Source organism: Streptomyces sp. NBC_00876 (assembly GCF_045207435.1).
Lineage (GTDB): Bacteria > Actinomycetota > Actinomycetes > Streptomycetales > Streptomycetaceae > Streptomyces.
The window spans coordinates 723,649-749,919 of record NZ_CP108800.1 but is presented as its reverse complement, the minus strand read 5'-3'; the positions used below and the strand labels follow the sequence as shown (position 1 = coordinate 749,919).

At 68.9% G+C, this 26,271-nt stretch carries 19 protein-coding genes and 1 pseudogene; 3 read left to right on the top strand and 17 right to left on the bottom strand.

Annotated features, from left to right (window positions below):
• Positions 1-154: 154 nt before the first annotated feature.
• The 5 genes from OG782_RS03240 to OG782_RS03220 all read right to left on the bottom strand — a co-directional run bounded on the left by OG782_RS03240 (position 155) and on the right by OG782_RS03220 (position 5,401).
• Positions 155-1,330, bottom strand: coding sequence for a mandelate racemase/muconate lactonizing enzyme family protein (locus OG782_RS03240; protein WP_406447867.1), 1,176 nt, complete (start codon positions 1,328-1,330; stop codon positions 155-157).
• A 59-nt stretch (positions 1,331-1,389) separates the two neighbouring features.
• Positions 1,390-2,721: an MFS transporter gene (locus OG782_RS03235; protein WP_406447866.1), complete on the bottom strand. Its 1,332-nt coding sequence runs from the start codon at positions 2,719-2,721 to the stop codon at positions 1,390-1,392.
• A 122-nt stretch (positions 2,722-2,843) separates the two neighbouring features.
• Positions 2,844-3,770 (bottom strand): SMP-30/gluconolactonase/LRE family protein, encoded by a 927-nt coding sequence (locus OG782_RS03230; RefSeq protein WP_406447865.1) that lies wholly within the window; start codon positions 3,768-3,770, stop codon positions 2,844-2,846.
• Between the two features lie 45 nt (positions 3,771-3,815).
• Positions 3,816-4,763: a sugar kinase gene (locus tag OG782_RS03225; RefSeq protein ID WP_406447864.1), complete on the bottom strand. Its 948-nt coding sequence runs from the start codon at positions 4,761-4,763 to the stop codon at positions 3,816-3,818.
• Entirely contained in the window at positions 4,760-5,401 is a 642-nt protein-coding gene (locus OG782_RS03220; RefSeq protein WP_406447863.1) for a bifunctional 4-hydroxy-2-oxoglutarate aldolase/2-dehydro-3-deoxy-phosphogluconate aldolase, read from the bottom strand. The genes OG782_RS03225 and OG782_RS03220 overlap by 4 nt, the downstream gene beginning before the upstream one ends.
• Positions 5,402-5,524: 123 nt before the next feature.
• Between OG782_RS03220 and OG782_RS03215 the strand changes: the two genes are divergently transcribed.
• Complete coding sequence (locus tag OG782_RS03215; protein ID WP_406447862.1) at positions 5,525-6,298, top strand: SDR family NAD(P)-dependent oxidoreductase; 774 nt, start codon at positions 5,525-5,527, stop codon at positions 6,296-6,298.
• Positions 6,299-6,344: 46 nt separating this feature from the next.
• Here OG782_RS03215 and OG782_RS03210 read toward each other — a convergent pair whose 3' ends face one another.
• Complete coding sequence (locus tag OG782_RS03210) at positions 6,345-7,013, bottom strand: GntR family transcriptional regulator (RefSeq protein WP_406447861.1); 669 nt, start codon at positions 7,011-7,013, stop codon at positions 6,345-6,347.
• A gap of 658 nt (positions 7,014-7,671) precedes the next feature.
• On the opposite strand from OG782_RS03210, the pseudogene OG782_RS03205 reads away from it, so the two are divergent.
• Positions 7,672-7,920, top strand: a pseudogene (locus OG782_RS03205) (transporter); the annotation flags it as partial.
• Between the two features lie 194 nt (positions 7,921-8,114).
• Here OG782_RS03205 and OG782_RS03200 read toward each other — a convergent pair.
• The 9 genes from OG782_RS03200 to OG782_RS03160 all read right to left on the bottom strand — a co-directional run bounded on the left by OG782_RS03200 (position 8,115) and on the right by OG782_RS03160 (position 19,989).
• Positions 8,115-10,340: an alpha-galactosidase gene (locus tag OG782_RS03200; RefSeq protein WP_406447860.1), complete on the bottom strand. Its 2,226-nt coding sequence runs from the start codon at positions 10,338-10,340 to the stop codon at positions 8,115-8,117.
• A 186-nt stretch (positions 10,341-10,526) separates the two neighbouring features.
• Entirely contained in the window at positions 10,527-11,186 is a 660-nt protein-coding gene (locus OG782_RS03195; RefSeq protein ID WP_406447859.1) for a DUF402 domain-containing protein, read from the bottom strand.
• Positions 11,187-11,210: 24 nt separating this feature from the next.
• The gene (locus OG782_RS03190; protein WP_406447858.1) at positions 11,211-12,746 is read right to left on the bottom strand and encodes an alkaline phosphatase family protein; all 1,536 of its coding nucleotides are present in this window, start codon (positions 12,744-12,746) and stop codon (positions 11,211-11,213) included.
• An 81-nt stretch (positions 12,747-12,827) separates the two neighbouring features.
• Positions 12,828-14,282 carry an aldehyde dehydrogenase family protein gene (locus tag OG782_RS03185; protein ID WP_406447857.1) on the bottom strand — a complete coding sequence of 485 codons (1,455 nt, stop codon included), beginning with the start codon at positions 14,280-14,282 and terminating at the stop codon, positions 12,828-12,830.
• A gap of 102 nt (positions 14,283-14,384) precedes the next feature.
• Complete coding sequence (locus OG782_RS03180) at positions 14,385-15,485, bottom strand: zinc-binding dehydrogenase (RefSeq protein WP_406447856.1); 1,101 nt, start codon at positions 15,483-15,485, stop codon at positions 14,385-14,387.
• 12 nt (positions 15,486-15,497) lie between these two features.
• Entirely contained in the window at positions 15,498-16,802 is a 1,305-nt protein-coding gene (locus OG782_RS03175) for an MFS transporter (RefSeq protein WP_406447855.1), read from the bottom strand.
• Positions 16,803-16,929: 127 nt separating this feature from the next.
• Positions 16,930-18,279, bottom strand: a complete 1,350-nt coding sequence (locus tag OG782_RS03170) for an alkaline phosphatase family protein (RefSeq protein WP_406447854.1) — start codon at positions 18,277-18,279, stop codon at positions 16,930-16,932.
• A 244-nt stretch (positions 18,280-18,523) separates the two neighbouring features.
• Entirely contained in the window at positions 18,524-19,435 is a 912-nt protein-coding gene (locus tag OG782_RS03165) for a LysR family transcriptional regulator (RefSeq protein ID WP_326733780.1), read from the bottom strand.
• Between the two features lie 209 nt (positions 19,436-19,644).
• On the bottom strand, positions 19,645-19,989 hold the full coding sequence (locus tag OG782_RS03160; RefSeq protein WP_406447853.1) for a hypothetical protein: 345 nt from the start codon (positions 19,987-19,989) through the stop codon (positions 19,645-19,647).
• Positions 19,990-19,993: 4 nt separating this feature from the next.
• Between OG782_RS03160 and OG782_RS03155 the strand changes: the two genes are divergently transcribed.
• Positions 19,994-20,884 carry a M20/M25/M40 family metallo-hydrolase gene (locus OG782_RS03155; RefSeq protein WP_406447852.1) on the top strand — a complete coding sequence of 297 codons (891 nt, stop codon included), beginning with the start codon at positions 19,994-19,996 and terminating at the stop codon, positions 20,882-20,884.
• Between the two features lie 75 nt (positions 20,885-20,959).
• Here the strand turns inward: OG782_RS03155 and OG782_RS03150 are convergent, their stop codons facing one another.
• Together OG782_RS03150 and OG782_RS03145 are read right to left on the bottom strand one after the other, a co-directional pair.
• The gene (locus tag OG782_RS03150; RefSeq protein ID WP_406447851.1) at positions 20,960-22,870 is read right to left on the bottom strand and encodes an NAD(P)-binding protein; all 1,911 of its coding nucleotides are present in this window, start codon (positions 22,868-22,870) and stop codon (positions 20,960-20,962) included.
• 296 nt (positions 22,871-23,166) lie between these two features.
• Positions 23,167-25,998, bottom strand: coding sequence for a glycosyl hydrolase family 95 catalytic domain-containing protein (locus OG782_RS03145; RefSeq protein WP_406447850.1), 2,832 nt, complete (start codon positions 25,996-25,998; stop codon positions 23,167-23,169).
• Positions 25,999-26,271: the final 273 nt, after the last annotated feature.

Genomic DNA, 26,271 nt, shown 5'->3' with positions numbered 1-26,271 from the left:
TAGTCCTCCGAGTGGTCAACGCCACTGTTTGGTACGGAAGTTGGGTGTGCCGGAACTTTCGGGCGTGCGGTGGTGCGGGCTTCGGCGCGGGTGTGCACGGCGCCGGGACCCTTCGCCGGAGGCCGGGCCCAGGGATGCGACCCGGCTTCCGCGCTCAGCAGCGGGCGATCGTGTAGCGGTCGACGACGGCTTCGTCGAGTTCGATACCGAGGCCCGGTCCGGTGGGAACGGTGAGTGCGCCGTCGCGGAACTCCGGCGGGTTCACGAGGATCGCCTCGCGGATGGGGTTGGGCAGCCGGTTGTACTCGTACGTACGCAGGTTGGGTGTGGCCGCGCAGAGCTGGAGGGCTGCGGCGAGGCTGACGCCGGAGCCGACGCCGTGCGGGGCGATGTCGACGTGGAAGGCGGAGGCGAGCGCCGCGAGCCGGGTCGCCTCCGTGAAACCGCCGCAGCGGGCCACGTTCGGCATGAATACGTCGATCGCCTCCAAGAGGAGGGAGTCGCGCAGGTCGAAGCGAGTGAAGTGGGTCTCGCCGTTGACGATCGTGAGCCCGGTCCTGCGGCGCAGTTCGGCGAGGTTGCGCAGGTCGTCGACCTGGAGGGGCTCCTCGTACCAGGAGATTCCGAGGTTCCGCAGGACGGCGCCGACCCGGGTCGCTTCGTCGAGGTCGTAGGCGCAGTTGACATCCGTGAGGATCTCGATGTCAGGGCCGACCTGGGCGCGGACGGCCGACAGGTGCGCGTGGTCGGTGCGCTCGCCGCGGCCGATCTTCACCTTCAGCGCCTTAAAGCCCTGGTCCACAAAGCCCTGTGCCTGGCGGGCTGATTCCTCCGGGTCGGCGTGCAGGGCCACGGGGCTGGCGTAGCAGTCGATGCGTTCGCGTACCGGTCCGCCGAGCAGCCGGTGGACCGGTTCCCCGGCAACCTTGCCCCGCAGGTCCCACAGGGCGAGGTCGATGCCCGCGACGGCCTCGAGGTAGAAGCCGCGGTTGTGACCGCCGGCGGCCTGGCCGCGGTAGAGGCGCTCCCAGACCGCGGTGGTGGCGAGGGCGTCCTGCCCGACGAGGAGCGGGGCCAGGACCGTCGACACCACGGTTGCCGTGACCTCCGGCGAGGGGAGGCCATAGCACTCGCCGATGCCGACGCTGCCGTCCTCGGCGTGCACTTTGACCAGCGTGGCGTACTGGCCGCGACGCGGCAGGACAAGATGGCTGGAGGCCGGGTAACGCAGCCAGTCCGGTACGTCCTCGGGGGAGTCGTAGAGGTCGTCGAAGCTGGCGGAGAGGGCCAGGACTTCGACCTTGGTGATGGTCAGCGGAGCAGTGCTCACGTGGGGTTCTCCACTCGGTCGGCTCGGACGCGGGGTCCATGCGGGTGTGGCGGTGTGGGTCACCGGGGCTGAGGCTTCGTGTAGGCCTGCTCGTCGCGGGCGGTTTCCCTGCCCGCGAAGACCGCGATCGCGGTGATGACGCAGCCGGCCATGACGTAGAGGGCGACGGGGGCGATCGAGCCGCTGGAGGCCTGGAGCGCGGTGCCGATGAACGGAGCCGTGCCGCCGAAGATCGCGCCGCCGAACTCGCGGCCGACGCTGATGCCGCTGTAGCGGACACGGGCGTCGAACAGCTCGGCGACGAGGGCCGCCTGCGGGCCGAAGACCATGTCCTTGCAGATCGGGATGGCGATCACCATGGCCAGGAAGATCAGGCCCGTGTTCCGTGTCTCCAGGAGCTGGAAGAACGGGAACGCATAGGCGATGGTGCAGGTCAGCCCGATGGCGACCATGACACGGCGCCCGATCCGGTCGCTCAGCCAGCCCCAGAACGGGATGGCCGCTATCTCCAGTGCCGAGGCCAGGGCGATCGACCACAGCATCGTGGACTTCTCGATGTCCAGTTCCTTGGTGGCGTATGACAGGGCGAAGGCCTGGATCAGATAGCCCCACACAAAGCCCGAGACAGTGATGCCCAGGACCCGCAGGATCGCGCCGGGCTGCCTCTTGACGGTGGCGAGCAGCGGGAACCGCTCGCGCTCGCCGCTCTCCTCCAGCTCGGCGAAGACGGGCGTCTCCTCGATGCCCATGCGGACCCACAGGCCGAACAGCACGAGTAGTGCGCTCAGGAGGAAGGGAATGCGCCAGCCCCAGGACTCGAAGGAGTCGTCGGGCAGCATGGACACGAGGCCGAACACGGCGCTGGCCAGGACGAATCCGGCGCCGGTGCCCATTGCGGGGATCGCGCCGTGCAGGCCACGCTTCCCTGGCGGAGCGTTCTCCACGGTCAGCAGGGTGGCGCCGGCGAACTCGCCGCCCACCGCGATGCCCTGACACACCCGCAGGAAGATCAGGAGGATCGGCGCCCAGATCCCCACCATTGCATGAGTGGGCAGAACGCCGATCAGGGTGGTCGTGACGCCCATGCCCATCATCGTGATCAGCAGGACGTACTTGCGGCCTATTCGGTCTCCCAGGTGACCGAAGAGCATGCCGCCGATGGGGCGCGCGGCGAAGCCCACCGCGAATGTCGCGAACGAGGCGAGCGTGCCGCCCGTCGAGGACGAGCCGAAGAACAATGGACCGAAGATCAGCGCCGAGGCCAGGCCGTACAGGTTGAAGTCGTACCACTCCATGACCGTGCCGACGGTGCTCGCCACCATCGTGCGCCGGTCGGCCTTGGTGCGTTTCGGATCCATCTTGCCGTCTTCGGCCGCTATGACAGCGCTCATGAGGACGTCACCACCTTTTGCGAAGAGCCGGGGGAAGGTGGGCTCACCGTATTCGATATACGAAATAAGAACTAGGGGTTTCCCTCGACGGACTCCAGGTAACTCGGAACGTGTCCGCCCGCCTACGGACCGCACTGCGCAGGGCTCGGCCCGAAGGGCCGCGCAGGGGGAGAGGTCACCGGCGAGGCGCGGGCGAACACCGCTCCCGCGAGCGGGTCGGGGATCGCCAGGCGGTGCCGCGCCGTCGTCGCGTACATCCGGCCGAGGCCGAAGGCCACGCTGCTGGTGTGCGGGGTGGGGAGGCCCAGGGTCTGTACCCGCACACCGTCGGGCGTGTAGCAGCGGACCTGGCCGGTGCCCCAGAGCGCCAGCCAGAGCAGCCCCTCGTCGTCGACCGTCATGCCGTCCGGGCGCCCCTCGGGCGCAGTGAAGTGGGCGAGGAGCGAGGGTGCGCCAAGTGCCCCGGTGCACGGGTCGACGGGGTAGCGCAGGACGGTTCCCTCGGCGCTGTCGGCCAGGTACATCAGGCTGCCGCAGGGCGAGAACGCCGGGCCATTGGGGACGGTCAGTCCGTACAGCATGCGGTGCACGGTGCCGTCGTGGTCGACGCGGTAGAGCGAGCCCAAGGGCGCGTCGCCCCGGAGCGCCATGCTGCCCGCCCAGAAGCGGCCCGCAGGGTCACAGGCGCCGTCGTTCATCCGCATCGGGCGCTTCGCGTGTGCCTCGGGCCGGTCCAGCCATCGGGGCCTACCGCCCTCGGGGACGAGGGCGATCCCGGTGTCCGCGGCGACGATCCATTCGCCGTCGTCGCCGCTGACAGGCGCTACCGCGCCCAGGGGTACACCGAGGCCGAATATGCGGTCAGGTGTCAGCCCTGGGGTGTCCGCGCAGCGGTACAGGTCGCCCTTGAGGAGGTCAACGAACACCATGCTGCCGCGGTGCGGGCGCAAACCCTCTGCCAGCTGGTAGCGGCCGGGGGTCCAGACTTGCCAGTCAGTGCCCGTCTGGTCGTGCGCCTGCGGGCTGGTTCGTGCGATGTCGTCAGCCACCGCATTTCCCTTTGCTCGCGCGGTTCGGGGTGCCACCGGTGAAGGTCACCGGAGGGTGGAGCCCGGCGTGAGCCGCAGCAGGCCGAGTTCGTCCCGGCGGGGCAGGCCCTCCCAGTCGCCGGCCGAGGCGACTGCGAAGGCACCGGTGGTGACGGCGCGGTCCAGCCGTGCTTCGACGGGCTCACCGTCGAGCAGCGCTGACAGGTAGCCGGCCACGAACGCGTCGCCGGCGCCGACAGTGTCCCGCACCGACACTGCGACGGCGGGCAGTGCGAAGGAACCGCCCTGATAGAAGACCTCGGCGCCGTCGGCGCCTCGCTTGATCACGACCTCACCGACGCCCTGGTCGAGCAGAGATTCCACGCGCGCGTCCTCCGTACTGGCCCGCTCTGAGGCGATGAGCGGAAGTTCGTCGTCGGAGGCGACGAGGATGTCGACGTTGCGGGCGAGCGGGCGCAGGCTGCTGGCCGCCTCGGCAGTGGACCAGAGCCTGCTGCGGTAATTGACGTCCAGGCTGACCCGGGCGCCCATTGCAGGAGCGGCACGGACCGCTGCCGACACCGCCTCGCACGGCCCCGTGCCCAGGGCCGTGGTGACGCCGGTGACGTGTAGGACCCTCGCCGGTTCGGCAAGTGCCTGCCGCAGGTGCTCCGGGCCGAGCGACGCACCTGCGGAACGGTCGCGGTAGTAGTGGACACGTAGGAGATCGGCGACGCGCGGTTCGAAGACCACGAGCCCGGTCGGGCAGGCGCCGGTGGTGGCCGCGCAGGAGACGTCGACGCCTTCGGCGCGCAGGGTGCGCAGCACAAGGCTGCCAAACTCGTCCGTCCCGGTCAGCCCGGCCCAGCGGACCGAGTGGCCGAGCCGGGCGAGCCCGATCGCGACATTGGACTCGGCGCCCGCAACGGAGAGCCCGAGTGAGCCGCCGAGCTGGAGTGGGCGATCGGCACGCAGCGCGGCCATTGTCTCGCCGAAGGTCAGGACGTCGCTCACCGGGCCCCCAGTGCCACTGTGCGGAACTGCTCGGAGCGCTCGGCGAGGCCGTCGAGACCGTCGCCGTGCGCGGCCCCGCAGACGAGGGGATTGCCGATGCCGACGGCGAGTGCGCCGGCTGCCAGGTAGGCGCGGGCCGCGGCGGAGTCGATCCCGCCGACCGGTACGAATGGGACGTCGGGGAGCGGGCCGAGCAGCGCCCGTAGATACGCGGGACCTCCGAGGGTGGCAGGGAACAGCTTGACGGCGGTCGCCCCCTCGTTGACGGCGGCGATGACCTCGGTCGGGGTGACGGCGCCCGCGAGCACCGGCAGGCCCAGTGCCCTGCTCTCGGCGACGGACTCGGTCAGTCCGGGTGTCACGGTGAAGCGGGCGCCCGCCTCGGCGGACCGGCGGGCCTGTGAGGCGGTAAGGACGGTCCCTGCTCCGAGCAGTGCCGTGTCGCCGAGCCGGGCGCGCGCCTTGGTGATGACGTCGAGCGCGTCCGTGGTGGTCAGCGACACCTCGACGATGCGGATGCCGGAGTGGAACAGTGCGAGCACCGTGTCGAGCGCGGCCTCGGGGTCGCTGCCGCGGACGATGGCTAGAAGTCTTTCGGTGCGTAGGGCGGAGAGGAGATCGGGAGCAGCTGTGGCCATGGGTGCCTCCGGAACGGCATTGATGATATTTAGTAGATCGTATACCTTTCTCTTTTGACTTCAACCCTCGGTTAGGGCGATCGCCGTCCCGAGCCCCCTTCAGTTGCGTGAGGTGCCTGCGAAATGAGCCGAACTGCCCTAGTCACAGGTGCGGCAGGCGGCATTGGCCGTGCTGTCGCTGCCCGCCTCGTCGCCGACGGCCTACGGGTTGCGGGGGTCGACCTCAGTGATCCGGTCCTGCCCGGCGTCAGCTACCACCGCGCCGACGTCACGCGCGCGGATGAGGTCGCATCGATGGTGGATCGGGTCATCGCCGAGCAGGGAGGTGTGGACGTCCTGGTCGCCTGCGCGGGCATCACTGCCGGCACGCCCCTGCACGCCACCACCGAGGAGGACTGGAACGCGGTCCTCGCGGCCAACCTGTCCTCGGTCTTTCTCTGTGTGCGTGCGGTCCTGCCCTCGATGATCTCCGCGGGTACGGGTGCGGTCGTCACGCTGGGTTCGGTACTGCACCGCACTGCCGCGCCCGGGCTGCCCGCCTACGCCGCCGCCAAGGGTGCACTCGCCGCCCTCACCCGGCAACTTGCCGTCGACTACGGCCACCACGGGATTTCGTTCGTCACGGTCTCGCCGGGCTGGGTCCGCACTCCGGCCACCGAGTCGCGGCTGGAGGGGCAGGATGACCTGCGCCTCCTGCGGGAGAGCAACCCGATGCGTACCCTGGGCACCCCCGAACAGATCGCCGCTTCGGTGGCCTTCGCATCCTCGCCTGGGGCCATTTTGCTCAGCGGCTCGGAATTGGTGCTGGACGCGGGTGCTTCTGCCGTCAGCCCCGCCAGCCTGTTGCGGGACGGTCACCGCAAGCGGATGGGGCTGCCGCCACTGGGTACAGGATGAGACCGGCCGGGCACGGGGCGGTTGTGTCGACTGCCCGCTCGGCCGGTCAGGGCTCCTCGGCCACCTCATGGCCGGCCTGCGAGATGGTGTGCGCCTGTGCGGCCGCGGCCGCACCCGCCGGGTCGCCGAGTCGCAGCGCTTCGATGATGGCGTCATGCTCCTCCACGACTGACTGCCAGTTCTGCGTGTCCACCGGGGAAGCAATGCGGAAGCGGCGAATGGTGAGCAGAAGTTGCTCGGTCAGCTCGGCCAGGATGCGGTATCCGCTGGCCTCGGAAAGGGCGCGGTGGAAGTCGGAATTGAGTTCCGGTAGACGCTTTGTGGCGCCGGCGGCGAGTTCGGCGCGCATCATGGTCTGCACCGCTTCCAGTCTGACCAGCAGGGCATCGCTCATGCGCTCTGCCGCCAACTTGGCGACGAGGCCCTCGATCGCCTCGCGGGCGAGGAAGACGCCCCGCATCTCGGTCTTGTCGACCTGGGTCACCGCCACCCCCGAGTGCATCTGCGAGGTGACGAGCCCCTCGGACTCCAGACGCTTGATCGCTTCGCGGATGGGAATCTTGCTCACGCCGAGATTGCGTGCCAGCTCGTCCATGTTGATGCGCTCGCCGGGGCGCAGCTCGCCGCCCGCGATCGCCTCGCGCAGGTTGTCGTAGGCCATCTCTGCCTTGCTCTTCACTACGGGCAGTCGCGAGGCCCAGCTTTTCTGCGTCATGCATCTATCGTATGCGATATCCGGTGGAGGGGATGGGGTCGCTCGCATTGCAACGGCATGACTGGCATGCGTGCGGTCGAGAAACTCGCAGCGGGCCAAAGGGCCCGGGGCGGTGACCGGTCGGACGAGGCCGAGGTGGTCGGTGGGCGTTTGCGAGGTCCGGAGTGAGTGAGAGTCGGGCGTGCTGCCCGCAGAACAGGCGGTCGGCGCGCTGGTCCGGGCCGAGGCCGGTGCGGCCGATCCAGTCGTGGACGGGCGCGCTTTCCCGGCGGAGGTTGAGGCGGGCGCCGAGTGTGAGGGGGACGGCGACGGCAGGGGTGTGGTGTGCGGCGGTTTGCTGGGCGACGAAGCCAACCTTGACGAGTTGCGCGGGGCCGGTGGCCGGGCGATCGCCGCAGACCTCGATGGAGTCACCTTGGTTGCCTCGCGGGCGTGGCGGGCCTGCCAGCGGCTGCGGGTCCAGCTCTTCGGGGTTGGACCCCTGGCTGCGCTTCATGCTGGGAGAACATCCACCGGAAGTAGCGTCGATCAGTGGCTGCCAGACGAGAAGCGTGCCCAAGACGCTTCGTGCGCACGCCTTCTTTACGTTCCGGAAGCCGTCCACGGAAACAATTCCGTGCCCACTCGGCGTTCATGATCCATGAGCCAGGAGGGGAAGGTGCAGGGCCTGAAGCTGTTCAGCACAAAAGGCGGCGCGACCCAGGTCACGCCGCGTCTTGCTGACGTTGAGGCAGACGTGCAGAGCCTTGTCGAGGCAAACATGAAGGCGCTGCTGGGTATCCGGTTCCTGGCGAGCGAGTACAGCACCGGGCCGGTCCATGGCGGCCGGATCGACTCGCTTGGGCTGGATGAGAACGGTAGCCCGGTCATCGTTGAGTACAAGCGTGGAAGCCCACTTGGGACGCTCGGCGCTCCCCGCCTCGTTTCTCACGGAACCCCCTTGTCGGCCAAGGGGGTTCGGCTCCTCTTTACGGCAGGCGCTCGCCTGAACGGGCGGGCATTCCGAGGCGCGCCGCAGCTGTTTCGGGCAGGCCTGTGTGGCCCCGGGCAGGCCCGGGGCCACACGAGCGTCGAGCGCGATGTCGTCAGGCCGTCGCCGCTCTACGAGGCGGGAACCAGGTTCCATTTCTGGTTACCACCACTGTTCGCCCCCCACTGGATGATCTTGGCGCCGTTGCTGACGGACGAGTCGTCGAGATCGACGGCCAGGCCGTTGTGGACGCTTTCGATCCGGACCAGGTTGGGTCCGGCGTCGACGACCCTCCAGCGTGAGTTGCTGTTGCCGTCGTCCGTGTACTGGATGAGCTGGGTTCCGTACGCGTCGGTCGGACCCGGGACGTTCAGTACCTTGCCGCTGTTCACGTTGGCGAGGGTGTACTGACCGCTGCTCCGCGCCGTGAAGGTCCACTGCTGGTCGGGATTGCCGTTGTCCTGCCATTGGACGATCGTGGCGCTGTCGGCCTTCGACGCCTGGTTGACGTCGAGGCGGCCGCCGCTGACGGCGTTGACGAGCTTGTACTTCGTGCCCGCCGTCACGAGGGGGACGAGCTTCCACTGCTGGGCGGCGCTGGTGGAGGCGGTCTGCTGGACCACCTTGCCCCCGGACGCCGCGATGTTCCGCCCGTTGTAACGGGACGCGATGGTGTAGGCACCGTTGCCGGCCGGCTTCAGCTTCCACTGGGAGTTGCTCTTGTGGTCGTCCTTGTACTGGATGAGCTGCGTACCGGGCGTGCTGGTGGGACCGGGGACGTTGACGAGCTTGCCGCTCTTCACGTTACGGACCGCGTAGTGGCCGTCGCCTGTGGGCCGGAGCTGCCACTTCTGCGATGCCGAGCTGCCGGCGCCGGTCGCGACCAGGCCGGCGCCGTCCGAGCGGGAGCCGCCTTCGACGTCCAGGAGCCGGCCGCCGGCGCTGTTGACCAGGTTGTACTGGACTGTGGTGGGCGTGGCCTCGGACGACGGTGTGACCTTCAGCAGACGGCTGCCGTGAGCGGGCACCGTGGCGCTGAACGCATCCGTCGAGGTGCCCAGATCGGTACGGGACCACAGGTCACGGACGGCCGCCGGTCCGGCGAGGCCCAGATCCGGGAAACGGGCGGTGACCTTGGCCGATGCGGAACCCAGGTTGAACAGGGCGACGGTCTGGCTGCCGTCCGGGTTCGGGACGGTCCACACCTGCTGATCGGTGAGCTGGTCCACCGGGCGGGCCGGGCGGCCGGCCTGGTTGACGGCGATGACCTCGTCGTTCTTCAGCATGGCGAGGTCGTCGTCGTCCATCTTCGTCATGTCGACGCCGAGCAGCAGGTTCGAGGCGGAGATGGCCCACAAGGTCATGTGGGATCTGCGTTCGTCGCCGGTCAGGCCGGTGTCCGCGCCGTTGCCGACCTCCAGGGAGTCGAAGTCGTTCCAGCTGCCGGGGTCCGCGTACTGGGTCCACTTCGGCGCGGTCCTGAACCGCTCCGAGACCTTCGCCCAGCTCGTCAGCGGGTACTTGGACGTGATCGGGCAGTAGCACTCCAGGTCGCCGTTGGTGCGCCAGCTGTGCGAGAGCCGCCTCCAAGTGTCGGCGTGCTTGATGTCGAGCGCGAGTGACAGACCCAGATGGATGTCACGGTCGGTCCGGTCGAGCGCCTTCGACCAGGCCTCGATGTCGGGGATGTTCCAGGTGCCCACCCCGTCGAGCTTGAGGTAGTCGACGCCCCAGGAGGCGAGCTGCTTCGCCCACGAGTCGACGAAGGCCTGTGCGGCGGCCGGGTTCTTGGCGTAGTCGATGTAGTACATGCCGTCGCGGTTCGGACCGAAGCCACTCTCGAACTTCGACGTGTCCGACACGATGTCGCGGGCGCTGTAGCTCGTGCCCTCGATCGGGGTGTCCTGGTCGTACGCGGCCTTCGGCATGCCCGGTGTGAGGTAGATGCCGAACTTCTCACCGAGGCCGTGGACGTAGTCCCCCATGGCCTTCATGCCGTTCGGGAACCGGGCCGGGTCCGTCTTCCACCGGCCGTGCTCGTCGACCGTCTCGGACGGCTTCAGGTACCAGAAGTCGTCGATGTTGATCCGGTTCCAGCCATGTTCGATCAGGCCGAGGTCCTTCATGGCCTTCGCCTGGGTCTTGATGTTGTCCTCGTTGGCGTCGTAGCGCGTGTAGCTCCAGCTACTCCAGCCCATGGGCGGCGTGGGCGAGACGCCGTTGTCCTGGGCGGCGGCGGAGGGCGCGTTCACCACTCCGAGGGGGAGGAGCGCCACCGAGAGGGTCGCGGAGACGCCCATCGCCAAGGCGCGCAGCCGGCTTGGGCGAGAGGGGCTGGCGGTGCGGCTTTCCTTCATGGAATTCCTTGAGGGGGTCCGGCGGCGCGAAGCCGTTCGACGAGGTCGATCCCAGCGCATGCGCTTCAACAAAAAACTTTCTTTTCCAACAGAAATGCAAGGGATCGAACAGGGTCACGCAATGGAACGGCGTGGGCCCCACCTGGGACAACCCCTCGGGCTCCCTCGTTCTGGCTATACGAGTTATCACCCGGGCATGTCGGCGGCGGCCGGCGGCAGATCCCAGAAGGGCGGCAGCGCACTCGGCTCCGCGCCCGCGGCGGGCCGGAAGTCACGCCAGGTGCCGTCGAAGGGGAACGCCCCATAGACGGCGAGAGCCGCCATCCGCAGCCCTTCGGCCCGGATGGCGGCAGCTTCGTCGGCTTCCCAGAAACCGGGACGCCCGGTCAGATCGGTGAACTCGTCCTCATCCTTCCACTCCCACGTACGCCGGTCCGGCGCGACGAGGAGGTCGAGTGCGTGGTCCACATGGTCCGTACCGCCCGGCCACCGGCCCGCGCCCGCCTCCAGGTTCACGTACCACCCGACGAACTCACCGGCCCGGTCGAACGACCACCACACGGAGTGCCGCCGACCGGGCCGGGTGAGCATCAGGGTGCCGTACGGCTCCCAGGTGGCCGGAGTGAGAAGTGTCGGCACTTCCATGGCCCGGTACCTCGGCCAGGCCCGGGTCGGCGTGCCGTCGAGCGCCACACGCCGCATGGTCGCGGAGCCGGCCCCGACCCAGGTCAGCAGCCCCCGGTCGTCGTCCGAGACGACCCGGCCGCACTGGGCATAGGCGATCCTCCCGTCGGGGTACAGACCCCTGCGTACGACGGTGTCACCCGGGTTGAGCGCCGATGGCACGTCCGAACCCTCCTTTCGGTCCGGCTAAGAGGCGTAGAACTGGAACCTGTCGACCACCCAGTAGAAGTCGTTGTCACCGGTGTACTGGAAACGGACGTGCGCGGACGTGGCGCCGTCAGGGATGGGGACCTCGATCGACTGCTGCTGGGCGATGACGTCGGAGGTGTAGCTCTTGATCTCCTGGGGTGGGCCGGCGTTGAAGGACACGAGCACCTTCGCGGTCTGCTTGTCCGCCTGGCGGTAGTGGGTCATGAACTTGACGGTGATCCTGCTCCGGCCGGAGAGGTATCCGTAGGCGGGGGAGACCAGCGTCGATTCGAACTGCCCGGAGAACGCCTTGTCGGACCATTCGTCGGAGTCGGCCACCGCGAACACGCCGCGTGCCCGCACGTTGAGTTCGCGCCACTGGTCGCGCTGGGTCCGGGACCAGAACTCGTTCGTGGTGAACGTCCAGCCGCGCCACTCGGTGACGCCGCCCGTTCCCATCGCACTGTTGATCACCGACCAGCCGCTGGGAGCGGTATGGGTGTACCCCAGGACGCCGGCGGGAATGCCGGTCTCGTCCGCGCGCGTCTTCAACTTCCCCTGGAGAGCGTCGAACGGGTCGCCGGTACGCTCTTGCAATGGTCTGCCGTCCAGGTCCCAGTCGGAGTCCACCGGGAGGCCGAGCTGCTCGAAGACCGTGGGGACGACGTCGACGAGCCGGGTGTCGATCGGCCGGAGGCCCGCTTCGATGCCCGGCCCCTGGGCGAGGATGAACGTCTGCCGTTCCTCCCAGGAGCTGCCGCCGTGCCCGCCTGCGTCCACGTGGCCGTGGTCTGTGGTGACGATGACTGTCCACCGCTCGTCGGAGTACGTGGGACGGGACTTGATCGCCGCCCACAACTTGCCCACGTGCGCGTCCTGCCCGGTGATCGCCTCCATGTACTCCGGGCCCGTGCCCACGTCATGAGCTGTCTGGTCGGTGTTGCCGAAGTAGATGAACATCGCGTCCGGGTTCTGCTTCCGGATGACCGACTCCGCCTCGGCGGCGATCTGCGCGTCATTGGCGGCGTTGTGCGTGGGCAGAACCAGCTTGGCGTCGGCGCCCGAGGTGATGACCCCGGACTCGTCGAGCGGCACCCAGTCGACAGCGGCGTATGTGGACAGCCCCGGCTTCACCTGGGCCAGCCGCGCGAGGAGACCGGGATACGTGTCGAAGCGGCTGCCCTCGAAGGTGTTGTCCATGACGTTGTGCTTGTCCGGCCAGACACCGGTCGAGATGGTCGACCAGCCGCAGCCGGAGACGGTGGGAGCCATCGGGTTCGTATAGAGCAGGGACTTGGCGAAGGTGCCTTTCGCCATCATGGACTTGAGGTTCGGGGCGTCGGCCGCTTCGAGCCGGTCCGCGCGCAGACCGTCCATGCCGATGATGAGGACCTTGTCCCTGCTGATGCCGTCGGGCAATTCCGGTGCGGCAGCCTGGGCGGCGGGTGCGATGGCGAAATTCGTGACGGCGACTGTCGCGGCGGTGGCGGCGCCCGCAGCGAGAACGCTGCGGCGGCTGGGCGGTTGGGTCACGCGAGTTCCTCCGGGATGTGGGTCACGGGCGGGACCGGTTCGGCCGTTCCCGATGGACAGCACGGGGCGCGATGCCCGTGCTCAGTAGCGGATGCAGGCCGAGCGCAGGTCGGTGTAGAAGTTCCAGACGTCGGGCGAGCATTCGGGCGCACCCAGCTGGGAGGCCTTGGCGCCCATGTGCGGCAGGTGGGAGTACGCGCCCACGCCCGGGCGGTTGACGTGGAGCATGCCGGCCTGGAAGTCCTGCAGGGCCTGGAACATCAGGGACGGGTTCTGGGTGAAGATCGTCCCGGACATCCCGTACTTCACCGAGTTCGAGATGCGCATGGCGTCCTCGTAGCCGTCGCAGTCGATCACCGAGAGCACCGGGCCGAAGACCTCTTCCTGGGCGATCTCGCTGTCCCGCGCCACGTCGGTCAGGACGGTCGGCTCCACGAAGTACCCCGGGGTGCCGAGCTCGGCCGCCCGGCCGCCGCAGACCGCCGTGGCCCCGGCGGCGACCGCCGACGCGACGGCATCGAGGCACGCCCGCATGCGTGCCTCGTTGACGACCGGGCCGATGTCCGCCCAGTCCTGGTCACCGCGGCCGATCCGCATGGCACGCACCCGGGGAAGGAGCCGCTCCAGCAGCGTCTCCCGTACGGAACGGTCGACGATCACCCGGCTCGTGGCGCTGCACCTCTGGCCGCTCTGACCGAAGGCGCCGTGGACGATCGCCTCGACGGCCGCGTCGAGATCGGCGTCGGCGAGGACGATGAGCGCGTTCTTGCCGCCCAGTTCGAGCTGGGTGCGCATGAGCCGGTCCGCTCCCGCCCGGTTGATCGCCCGGCCCACCGGCAGCGAGCCGGTGAAGGAGATTCCGGCCACCCGGGCGTCGGCGACGAGTGCCTCTCCCGGGTCCCGGTCACCCTGCACCAGGTTGAGCACCCCCGGCGGCAGCCCCGCGTCGGTGAACGCCTGGACCAGCAGGGACGATGTCCAGGGAGTCAGGGGCGACGGCTTCAGCACGGCGGTGCAGCCGGCGATCAGCGCCGGAGCGACCTTCCACATCGGGATGGCGACGGGGAAGTTCCACGGGGTGATCAGGCCGACCACGCCGAGCGGACGCCGAAACGTCATCGCGATGGTCCGCGGCTCTTCCGCCGGGGTGGTGACTCCGTTGATCCGGCGGGCCTCGCCGATCGTGAAGTCGAGGATGGCCAGCGAGCGCGACACCTCGCCCCTCCCCTCGGACAGGCGCTTGCCCTGTTCACGGGTGATCGCCTCGGCGAACTCCTCGCGGCGCTCGTCGATCAGCCGGGCCGCCGCGGTCAGGAACGTCGCTCGCTCTATGGGGCCGAGCGCGTCCCACGCGCCCTGAGCGGACGCTGCCGCGTCTACCGCCGAGGCGGCGTCCTTGGCGCCGGACTCCGCGAAGTCGCCTATGACGTCGTCCGTGTTCGCCGGGTTGAGGTTGGCGCGAACCGCGCCGGTGGACGACGACACCCAACTGCCGTCGATGTGGTTGAGGAGGTGATCAGGGCGCGGCTCTGCCATGAGGGGCTCCAGGGGAGGAATCGGCCGGTGCGGCCGGAGGTCCGGGTGGGGAGGGTCCGGTCCGTGGCGTTCACGGAGCGGGTGGGCCGGTCGAGGGGCGTCTCAGTCCATGTGCAACGCGATGCGCGGCGCGATGCCTTCGCGGGCGGCCGTGACCGCCGCGTCGATGTCGGTGAGCGGCAGCGGGTCGGAAACGAGCCCCGCGAACAGGTCCTGGGCCGGTGTCCCTGCCAGGAAGCGAATGGCTTCGGCCAGGTCGTCCACGGTGTAGTTGTGGCTGCCGACGATGTGCGAGAGGTTGCGTACGAAGGTGTTGGGTTCGAAGCGGACCTCCGGCCCGGGGGAGACCGAGCCGACCAGGGCGACGCGTCCGTCCATTCCGACGATGTCCAGCGCGGACTGCACGGCGCGGCTGTTGCCGGAGAGTTCGATGACGACGTCGGCTCCGTACTTGAGGGCGTGTTCCGCCAGTTCGGACGGGTCGCACAGGGCGGTCGCCCCGAACTCCAGGGCCATCTCCCGTCGCTTCCCGTCGATGTCGCAGGCGACGACATGCTCGGCCCCGAGTTCACGCGCGTAGGCGATGGCGGTCAGGCCGAGCATGCCGCAGCCGATCACGACCACGGAGTCGCCGGCCGACAGCTCCGCCCGCCGCGCGGCGCAGACCACGGTGGCCGTGGCGCAGTTCGCCGGCGCCGCCACTGCCGCGGGGAGGGACTCGGGCACGGTCACCAGCCCGGTGCCCCCGACGAGGTGGCAGTGGGTGGCGAAGCAGCCGTTGAGCCCCCAGTGGCCGGTGATGGCCTCGTGTCCGTACTTGCGGACGGCGGTGCACTTCTGCGGCACACCGCGCAGGCACCGGCGGCAGGAGCCACAGGAGGTTCCGATGGTCCACGTGACGCGCCCGCCCGGTTCGACCAGCCGGCCGTCCACCGTGCGAACGGAGCCGGCCACCTCCTCGACGATTCCGACCGCCTCGTGGCCGAGGACCGTCGGCGTCGGGGTCGGCCGGTCGCCGGAGAGGGTGTGTAGATCGCTGCCACAGATGGTGGCCAGTTCGATGCGGACCAGCACTTCACCGGGGGCCAGTTCCGGGCGTGGCCGGGGGGTGAGGGCGAAGCCGCTGTCGGGACCGGACCAGACGGCCGCCAGGGGCAGCGGTGCGGCGCTTCGGGCGGACGACGGACTGCTCGGATCTGTCATGGTCGGTCTCCGCTAGCGTCGGATGGTGAGGGCGACCAGGGCACTGCACGCGCAGGCCCCGGCGACGATGGGGAAGATGAGGCTGGTGTTGCCGGTGCTGTCCATGAGGCCACCGACCATCGGCTCGGCCGCACCGGCGAACAGGTACGCGAAGCAATTGACCACTCCGGTCGCCGTGCCCGCCATGCGCCGGCCCGCGATGTCCGGACACAGGGCCCAGAAGGAGGACTGGGGACCGTAGACGAAGAAGCCCGTCAGGAACAGGACGACGATGCCGCTCGTCGTGCCCAGCGGAGCCACGTACATGGTGGTCGCCATCAAGGCGCCCAGGACCATGAAGAGGAAGATCGGACGGTCACGGCGGGCGCCGAACAGGCGGTCGGATATCTGGCCGTTGACCAGGGCGCCGACAGCCATCCCGACAGGCAGCGCGACGGAGATCCACAGGGGGCTGATCCCGCTTCCGCCGGTTTCCCAGTCATTGCCGAGGAAGTAGACGGGGACCCAGATCAGCAGACCGTAGCGGGCCGCGTTCTGGAAACCGATAGCGATGCCGGCCGACCAGATCTTCGGATTGCGCAGCACCGCCTTGTACCGCTGGAGGCTGGTCTCGTCCGCGGCCGCGGCGTCCGCCGCCTGTTCCTCGGGGGGCAGCGCGTAGGAGGCGGGCGGGGTGACACCGGCCTTCGCCGGGCTGTCCCGGGCGACTATGTAGAAGGTCACGCCGCCGACGAGCATCAGCAGGACGGGGACGCGGAAGATCCACTGCCAGTCCAGATGAAGGGTATCCACGACGATCGTCGACGTGACGTAGGCGAGAACGGAGGCCATGCCGGCGGCGAAGGTGTAGAAACCGAAGCTCCGGCCGCGCTCGTGCGGGGCCCACCAGTTGGAGATCACGCGTCCGCCGGAGGGGAACCCCAGGGACTGTGCGAATCCGTTGGCTCCCCAGAACAGCCCGAGGGTCTTGGGCCCGGTGGAGAAGCTGGTGCACCAGTTGAGGAGCGTCGACAGGATCGCGCCGGCCGTCATCATCCGCCGGCCGCCCCACTTGTCCGCGAGGTTGCCGTTGATCATCTGCCCGGCGGCGTACGACCACAGAAGGATGCCGCTGATCGCGCCGAGCGTGGCCTTGCTCAGGCCGAGGTCCTCTTCGATGCCCGGGATGGCGAAGCCGAACGTCTGGCGGCCCGTGTAGAAGAAGAAGTAGCAGAACATGGCCGACAGCAGCATGCGCCACTTGAGCCGCTTGTACTCGTTCTCGGCCAGCGGCTGGGGACCGGTGGTCCCTGACAGGATCTTTTCCGAGTTGGACATGGCTTTCCAACCGATCTGCGATGTGGCTGGGCGATCCACCTGTGGTGGTTGAGGTGGCGCGGCGGGGACCCGCGCCAGGAGCCGCTCCGGCCGCCGCCGCCGAGCGGTGCGGCGGCCGGAGCGGACATCAGACGGTGTGCGGGGACTCCTCGCGGCCGGCCGGAGTCATGGCCACCCAGTAGGCGTCGTAGTTGTGGATGCGGGCAAGGTCGCCGAAGGGGCTGGCGAGCGGCTCCGGCTCCGGCAGGCGCCGGTTGATCAGGAACGGGATCTGCAGTTCTCCCAGCGCGCCGTGCGACCGCAGCGGCGCGTCGAGGCCGGTCAGGTCGTGCCAGGCGGCGAAGCGGCCGAGCGCGGTGCCTGCCTCGGCGAGGACGACGATGTCGCCGATGCGGTCGGCCGGCAGGGCGAAGCGTTCGGCGGCCTCCTCCCGGCCGTGGACCTCCTGGACGCCCTCGATGGCACCGAGTTCCGTGATGACGGCCCCACGGTCGGCGTGCTCCGGCAGGTATACACACGCGAACGAACCGAGAGCACCGTGGTGCACCGTGTACGGGTCCGTGATGGGCAGGATGACCCGCAGGCCGTCCGCGTCCGCTTCGGCGGGGACGGCGAGGATGCGCCGGACCTCCTCCTCCACGTAGATCACCTGCGCGACGCCGGACGCGTCGGTCTTGGCGCTCATGCCGTGGTCGGCGGTGAGCACGACCGTCGCCCCGAGTTCGGCGAGCCGCCCCGCGTAGTGGTCGATCTTCTCGTAGAGGTCGTTGGCGGCCTCGGTCCCCGGGGCGTTCTTGTGCTGGATGTAGTCGGTCAGGGACAGGTACATCAGGTCGGCGCCGCGGGTCTCGAGGATCTTCACCCCGGCCGCGAGGGCGAACTCGCTGAGATCGGCCGAGTAGACGCTCGGCAGCGGCTTGCCGACCAGCTCCAGAACGTCACCGATGCCGTTCTCCTCGACAGTGGCCCGGTCGGCCTTCTCCGCCGAGAAGCAGATGCCGCGCCGGGACGGCACGGTGAACTCTCCATCGGATCCGTCGAGCGGGGGGCCCTCCTCGACCAGACCGGCTCCGAGCAGCCGGCGCAGCTTGTCCTTGGCCGTGACGACGACGACGTCGAGACCCGCCTCGTTGGCGGCGCCGAAGATCGTCGGCGCGCGCAGGAAGCGCTTGTCGTTCATCAGCACCTCCTCACCGAGCTCGGTGTCGAAGATGTAGTTGCCGCTGATGCCGTGCACGCTGGGGGGCCGGCCCGTGGCGATGGATACGTTGTTCGGATTGGTCAGGGCGGGCATGGCGCAGTGTGCGGGCCACGAAGTCCCCCCGTTCTCCAGGACCTTGCTCAGCCAGGGCATCCGTCCGGCCGCCATCGCCTCGAGGTGGTAGTCGGGTTCACTGCCGTCGATGCAGATCACCACCACAGGGGCGGAGGGCCTGGTGTAGGTCCTGCCGTTGACGGTGAACGTCGATACGGTCACGGGTGCTCCTCGTTGCGTTGCGTGGCTGAATCGCTGACGACGAGACTGGCGGGTGCGGTGACGGAGGAGGAACCCCCGATTCGGTTATGAGGGGTATTCGATTACTCGTGCCGCGTCCGCCCGGAGCTGTGACCTGCCGATTTCCGCCGGGTACGGGGCGTGTGCCATCGGTGGGATGTCCCCGGACGGGACCGGGTGAGGCGTCCTGCGACCGGGGCGCGTACCGACGAGCAGGCGTCGGCGGTCAGAGTCCGGGCCAGCTCGTCTGCTCTCTCACGAGTTCCACGAACGCGTTCTCGGCGGGGGACAGGATGCGGTCGCGGCGGCGGACGAGCGAGATGACCCGCGACTGCGCCGGCTCCTGCGTCGGCAGCGCGACGAGGGTGCCTGCCCGCAGCTCGTCGGCCACCGCGTGCTCCGAGATAAGGGCGATGCCGAGACCGGCCCTCACACATCTCTTGAGGACCTCGGGGCCCCACGCGTCGGTATGCGGTGGATCGACGATGCCCCATCCGGCCAGTGTTCGCTCCTGCACCTCCCGAGTCTGCGATCCCGGCTCGCGCAGCACGATCCGCTCGCCGGAGAGCATCTGACCGGTGAGCGGTTCCCGGCCGCCGAGGGGATGGCCCGGCGGGGCGATGAGCACCATGTGGTCCTCCAGGACGGGCTCGCTCACCAGCCGGGGCTCGGCGGGAGTCCCGGCGACGACAGCGACGCCCACCTCACCGCTCGTCAGGTGCTGGGTCACGGTGGCGTTGTTGCCGACGAAGACATGGCTCTCGATCCCGGGATGCCGTCTGCGGTACTCGGCCAGCAGATCCGGCAGCAGATAGGTGCCCAGGGTCGTCGACCCACCCACGACGAGCCGTCCCGACTGGAGGCCGCTGAGCTGCTGCACCGCCGAGACCGCCTCGTCGGCCAGCAGGAAGACACGCCTGGCGTACTCGGCCAGCAGTTCGCCCTCGGCGGTGGGGCGGATTCTGGCGCCCGAGCGGTCGATCAGGGTGATGTGCAGGGACTCCTCCAACCTGCGCATCTGGTTCGAGACCGACGGCTGGCTCATAAAGAGCTTCTGGGCGGCAGCGGAGAAGCTGTGGTGATCGATGACGTGCAGGAAGATCCATAGGCGGTGCAGGTCGAGCGTCACGAAGCGCATTCCCGTCGAGCGAAGTGGGGGGACGGCCGCATTCCATCGGATCTTCCCGGCCACGCACCAGTCCCGCGCACGGATTCGACCGGTCGTCGCCACACCGGCTTCCTGGGCCGATGGCAGGTGCTGAGGGCTGCCCCGCCAGGAATTGCTGGACAGCTCTTGGGCCAGGGCTTCTGCTCCACTCCGAGGGTCTGTCCGCCTGAGGGCAGCTCTCACCTCGGTACGAGGTGTCCGGCGCGCTTGTAGGTGCGTATCAGCAGGGCGGTCTGGACTTCTCGTACACCCTCCAGCGCCGAGAACGCCCGGTCGTGGAAGTCGTGCATGTCCGCGGTCGTGGTGTGGCTGCTGTAGCCGAGGACGTTGTCCTTGCCGGTGGTGACGACGAGGTGCCGGACCGAGGGGTCACCGGCCGGGTGGCGCAACGCCGCGTCGAGGTGGACGTGTTCGACGCGGAGCTGGAAGCGCGATTCCACCGGGTAGCCGAGCATTCCCGGTTCCGCGAACAGCCGCAGGTGGAAGACGTGCCCGCAGTGAATCAGCACGCCTTGCGCGAGCACACCCGTGCCACCGTCGCCCGCCGCCGCACTCGCCCTGGCGCCGGTGGCCGACGAACTCGGCCTGACCGTCAAGCTGCTGGGCACTCCGGCGGAGGAGTACGGCGGTGGCAAGGTCGATCTGCTGAACGCGGGGGCCTTCGACGATGTGGCAGCCGCCATGATGGTGCACGCCGCACCGGTGGACGGCGTCGGCATGACGTCCCTCGCCATCGGCAGCTGGAAGGTGCGCTACACCGGCCGACCCGCCCATGCCGCCGCCATGCCGCACCGGGGCATCAACGCAGCGGACGCCATGCTGGTCGCCCAGGTGGCCATCAGCGCGTACCGGCAGCAGATGATCCCTGACGGCGTCGTGCACGGAGTCGTGACCGGTGGGGGTGAGGCGCCCAACGTCATCCCGGCGCGAGTGACCGCGGACTACGACTGCCGGGCCGCCACCGCTGAGGACCTGGCCGAACTTCAGGTCCGGATCCGGGCCTGCTTCGAGGCCGGCGCCCACGCCACCGGCGCCGAACTCGCCCTGGAAGCGGTGGGGAACGACTACGCCGACCTGCGGCAGGATCTGGCCATCTCGGCCGCCTACCGGAACGCGGTCGCAGGCCTCGGCCGCGACATCGCGGACACTGCGGACTCGATGCGCGCCGGCTCCACCGACATGGGCAACGTGTCCCACGTCGTCCCCACCATCCACCCCGTGATCGGCTACGACTGCGGCGACACGATCATGCACAACCCCGAGTTCACCCGCTACGGCACCGGTGCCGGAGCGGACAGGGCCGTTCTCGACGGCGGACTGGCCATGGCGTGGACGGCGCTCATCCTGGCCACGGACCAGGATCAGCGCACCAGCCTGTTGACCCGGCTCGCCGGCCGGTCGAAGGCAACCCGCCCCTGACCCGGGGCGTACGTGTGCGGTGGGCCCCTCGTGCCGCCCGTCGACGGCGCGAGGGTCCCACACGGCACGGCAGACTCAGAGCAGGTGATCCACGGCGCGGATTGCTGCGTCGAAGGCGGCGTGGGTGTAGCCGAACGCCTCGGCGTCGGAGTTGGCGATGGCGATCCGGCCGACGGGGCGGCGGGCCTGGGCATAGGGCCGTTGTGATTCGGGCTGGTACAGGGACGGGTCGTCGAGGGAGTTGTACTCGTAGGCGTACCCGTGGGCCCAGCGGTTGACGGTGATGGCCGTGATGTCTCGGGCGGGGTCGAACCCGTGGTCGCCGAGGGAGCGGGTCATCGAGTCGCGGATCTCGCGCTCGAAGTCCTCGAACGGCATCCTGATCAGTGTGCGGCGGCCGGCCTTGTGCTGTTCGCGGCAGATGAGGCCGGGAGAGCCGGGGGTCGCCGACAGGGAGACCACAGTGGGGAGTTCGGGTCGGTGCGGCATGGCGAAGTCACCGATCTCGGTGACCGTGGGCAGGCCGAAGCTGGAGAAGAACATCGAAGGTGTACTGACCCGGGAGACGCGGGCACGGGCGAAGGCCCGCCAGTCGCGGAGCGCGACCCGTGCGTACACCAGTGGCACCTTCGTGCCGTAGCGCATCGCTGTGACCTGCTCCGCCGGCAGTTCGGGTACGACGTACGAGGAGACGGAGTTCCAGCAGGCCATGACCACGCCCTTGGCCCGGACCCGATAGCTGCGGCCGCCCTTGGAGTAGTCGACGACCGCGCCCTTCCGGCCTTCGTTGCGGACCTGGAAGGCTGTGCTCCCGAGGCGGATGCGGACGTGGTTGTCCCGGTCGTCGAGGCGGGAGTAGTCCGCCTTCGCGGTGACGATCTCCCGCCAGTCGGGCCGGCGCTCGTCGAAGGCATCGGGGACCAGCTTGCTGACCAGCAGTCGGGCGAGTGAGGCGTTGCCCTCGGGGAAGTAGAAGTTGCCGTCCTCCTCGGTCTCGGCAAGGTGCATCAGCGGTGTCAGGCCGGCGCCGGGCCACGGTGTGTGTGCGAGTCCCAGGCCGCCGAAGCCCGGCTGTCCGGTCGCCCACGCGTCGGCCGCGGCGACGTGGTCGACGTTCACGCCCCACAGGCCGTTGGTGCCGCGCTTGACGATCTCGAGGGCGTCGTCGTCCAGGCCGAGCTTCTCGCGAAGATAGGTCTCGTACGGGGTGCGGGCGAGGATCTCCTTCTTCTGTGCGTCCGTCAGTCCCGGGTAGAAGTCCTCGTCCGTCGTGTAGAGGCGGACCAGTGCGGCCCGGCTCGCCTCGCTCATCGGCAGCCTGGTCGCGTACGACGCCCAGGACTCACCCGATTCGCGGATGACCAGCTGGTCCTTGCCCCAGCGCTCGGAGTTGAACAAGGTGCCGCTGCGCAGCGAGTACGGTGCGTACGCGTCGCTCTTGACCGTGGCTTCCAGTGCCTTCAGATCGACGCCGAGGTCCTTGGTGAGAAGGTCGCGGGCGCCGCGCGACCAGGTGCTCGGGGTGTCGATGTTGACGGTGCCGCCGTTGGACAGGAGCTGAGTGCGGCCGACGTGGAACTCGTTGCGCCTGGCATGCCCGCCGAAGTCGTCGAGGGCGTCGAGGACGAGGACCCGGGCCCGCGGGCCGGCGTGCTTGCGGTAGAGGTGGGCAGCGGCCAGACCGCTGAGGCCACCGCCGACCACGACCAGGTCGTAGGTCTCACGGGTATCCGATATACGCCCGGGTGCGAACGCACCGTCACGTACGGCGTGCGCCACGTCGTAGGAGCCCGGCTGCTGGCCCCGCAGGCCGTTCACGCCGGGCGGGTAGGGCGTGACCGGCTTACCGTGCCCGTGATGGGTGGGGCCGTGCCCTGCGCTCGGAGCCGCCTGCGCCGCTCCGGGAAGCGCCATCGCCGCGGCCGCGCCCACGGCGGTGACGGCCACCCCGTCGATGAAGTCACGGCGCGTGACCTTTCGACCCATCCCAAGCTCATGATCACTGAATCTGGGCATACGAGACCCCTCACGTGGATCTTCGGATTTCGGATCAGAACTACCTGGCTGGAATGCTATACAGCTGTCTCCGTATTTATGAAGCACGGATTTCGTTGCACATCGGGGTAGTTGATGCGAAATCAGTTGCCCGGCGGGGAGAGGGGAGTGTGCTGCGCGAGCCCGTCCTGTGCTCAGGGCGCGTCGGCTTCTCGTCAGGGACGCCCGGCTCTCGCCGGGCGTCCCGTGCCCTTGCGCCCGGATGCGCTACGTCGTCCGTGCCGGGCTCACTTGCCGACGCGCCGCCACTGCTGGCCGGTGCCGCCGTTGGCGGTCTGCTGCTCGATCGTCGCGCCGTTGGACGCCGAGCCGCCGGTCACACCCAGCACCTTGCCGCTGCGGAGGCAGGTGAGGACGACATGGCCGTCACCGGTGTCGGTGATCTTCCACTGCATGTTCGTGTCGTGCAGCGATTGCCACTGGATGAGCTTCGCGCCGTCGGCCGACCCTCCGCCGCTGATGCCCAGCGCCAGCGGGGTGGTTGCGTGTGTCGTGCAGATCTCGTACACACCGCCGCCGACCGGGGTGAACCGGAACTGCTGGTTCGCCGCAGAACTCGGTGTGTACTGAACGGCCCCCGTGCCTGCGGCCGTCGACGCGTTCGGGATGTCCATCGCCCGTCCCGACTGGCGGTTGACCAGTTGGAAGACGGTGTACTGTGCGGGCGGCGTGACCGTCACCGACCCGGTGGAGGGGATCGTGACCTGCTGGCTCCAGTCGCCGTAGACGATCGTGGTGGACCGACCGGCCGCACCGCGCACGGTGGCGCTGATGACCTTCCCGGACTTCCAGCTCATGTTCAGGCTGAGCCCGCCGCGGAGGCCCAAGCCGGTGACCGATCCTTCCGCCGCCCATGCCTCGGGCAGCGCGGGCAGCAGCTCGACGCGTCCGGGCCGGGACTGCGCCAGCATCTCGACCATCGCGACCGGTGTGCCGTAGTTGCCGTCGATCTGGAAGATGTAGCCGCCTCCGTAGCGGTACATGTCGAACATGTTGATCGCGGTGCCGGCGTCGGCGGTGCCCGACGGGTTCAGTACGGAGAGCATGAGGTCGTACGCCTTGTCGGCATGCTTCAGCCGGGCCCAGCACATGGCCCGCCAGGCACTCGCCCAGCCGTAGCTCGCGAGGCCCCGCGCCTCCAGCAGCTTGGTGGCACCTCTGATGAGCGAGTCGGGGGAGTCCTGGAGGTTGATGCGGTCACCGGGGAAGAGACCCGCATGGGCGGAGAGGTGGCGGTGGGAGGTCTCGCCCAGGTTGTCGTCGCTCATCCACTCCTCCAGCCAGCCGCTCGTGGTACTGACCCCGGGCATGTAGAGCTTGCCCTGGAGGCCGGCGACCGTGGAGGCGTACGAGGCGTCCTTGCCGAGCTTGGCAGCGGCGGTGCGGTAGTTGGCGAACAGCTGCCAGACCAGTTCCTGGGCGTATGTGATGCCACGGGCGTTCTCCGGGCCGTGCTCGGGTGACCAGTCGTGGTCATCGACCAGGACCTCACGTCCCGCCACGGTCATGGTGATGAGCCGGGACTCCCAGAATTCGCAGGCGCCCTTGAGCAGGGGGTAGATCTTGGCGAGGTGGGCGTCGTCCAGGGTGTACTCGTAGTGCTCGAAGAGCGAGTTGCACATCCAGGCGTTGCCGGCGGGGTGCCACCACCAGCCGTTGCCGCCCCAGATGTTGGCGGTGATGGCCATCGTCCAGCCGGCGACCTTGCCGGACGTGTTGCGGAAACGGTTGCGGGAGTCCTGGAAAAGGGCGGTGGTCGTCGCCTGCCAGCCAGGCAGCTGGGCCACGCAGTAGTCGGTGAAGGCGTCGAAGCACTCGGGCAGGCCGACACGGTCGGGCAGCCAGTAGTTCATCTGGACGTTGATGTCGGTGTGGTAGTCGCTGAACCACGGTGGCTGGTTGCTGTCGACCCACAGTCCCTGGAGGTTGGTCGGGAGGCTGCCGCGTGAACCGGTGATCGTCAGGTATCGGCCGAACTGAAGGTAGGAGGCTTCGAGTTCGGGGTCGGGGGCGGAGCCGGTGGCGGCCCTTGCGGCGAGCCGGGCCGGTGTGTCCAGCGCCCGCTGGGCGGCGCTGGAGGCCCCCAGGTTCACCGTCATTCGCTGGTCGAGTCGCTGGTAGTCGGCCACGTGAGTGGCGACCAGCGTCGAGCCGGCCACGGCGGCGGCCTGTGAAGCCTTGGTGCGCGCGACGGTGAGCGGCACCAGCGTGGCGTCCTTGTACTGAACGGACGCGTCCGCCTTGTAGTTCGTGCCACCGGAGAGGACCAGTACGACCTCGGTGCAGTTGCTGAATGTCACCTTAGCGCCGGTCGCGGAGACGGTGCCGCCCTTGCCGGCGGCCCGTACTGCGGTGGCGTACTTGAGTGTGTTGGGCAGCGCCGCGTCGAACGACACTTCGGCGGCGCTCGCGTTCGACGTCACGGTCTCGCCGCGGGTTCCGGCCAGTGTCATCGACCCGGTGTAGCTCCCGCCACCGCTCTGGGTCAGGCGCACCACGATCACGTCGTCGGGATGGCTGGAGAACACCTCGCGCCGGTAGGTGACCCCGCCTGCCTGGTACTCGGCGGTCACCAGGCCGTTGCTCATGTCGAGGCTGCGGCGGTATCCGCTGATCGCGGATGCGGCGTGGGCGGGTATGTCGAGGTACGCCTTGGCGAGCATCCCGAACGTGCCGAAGTTGGATGCCTCGTAGGGGAACTGCCCGTCCGACTGCAGGGCGGCGTTCGCGTGACCGGTCCACAGGGTCGCGTCCGAGAGGATCAGGACGTCACGGGACGGGTCTCCTGTGACCAGGGCGCCCAGCCGGCCGTTGCCGATGGGCAGGCCCTCCTCGATGATCTTGCTTTCCGCGCCGGGGCGCGTGTACCAGAGCCTGATCGTCTCCGCGTCCGGGACCAGCGACTGAGCGTCGGGGCGCGTAACGGCGGTGGCAGCCGACGTGAACTCGGGCAGCGAGGAGAGCGCGAACAGGGCGCCCACTGAGGCCGCCGCTCGAAGCACTCCGCGGCGTGACATTCCGCCCTCGGCGGGGGGAGGTGTGAGGGAGTGATCGGACATGGGTGTGCGGCTCCTTCGATGGGGGGCGGGCCGGACTCGGCGGCACAGCAGCAGTGCAGCGGCATCCAGGAGGCGTGTCAAGAGATCCGACGCCATTTCATATAGGAGAAAAGATCGCTCTGCCCTAAATAAGTAGAATGTCTCCAATGAATAGCGGTCACCCATACCTGTTTCCTATGGGATTCCAGGGAGGGTGGTCGGACCGTATTGGGTGCGATGGCGGGAACGGAACTCCGTCTCGGGTCAAGTGGCAGTGCCCGGGGCAGCTCGTTC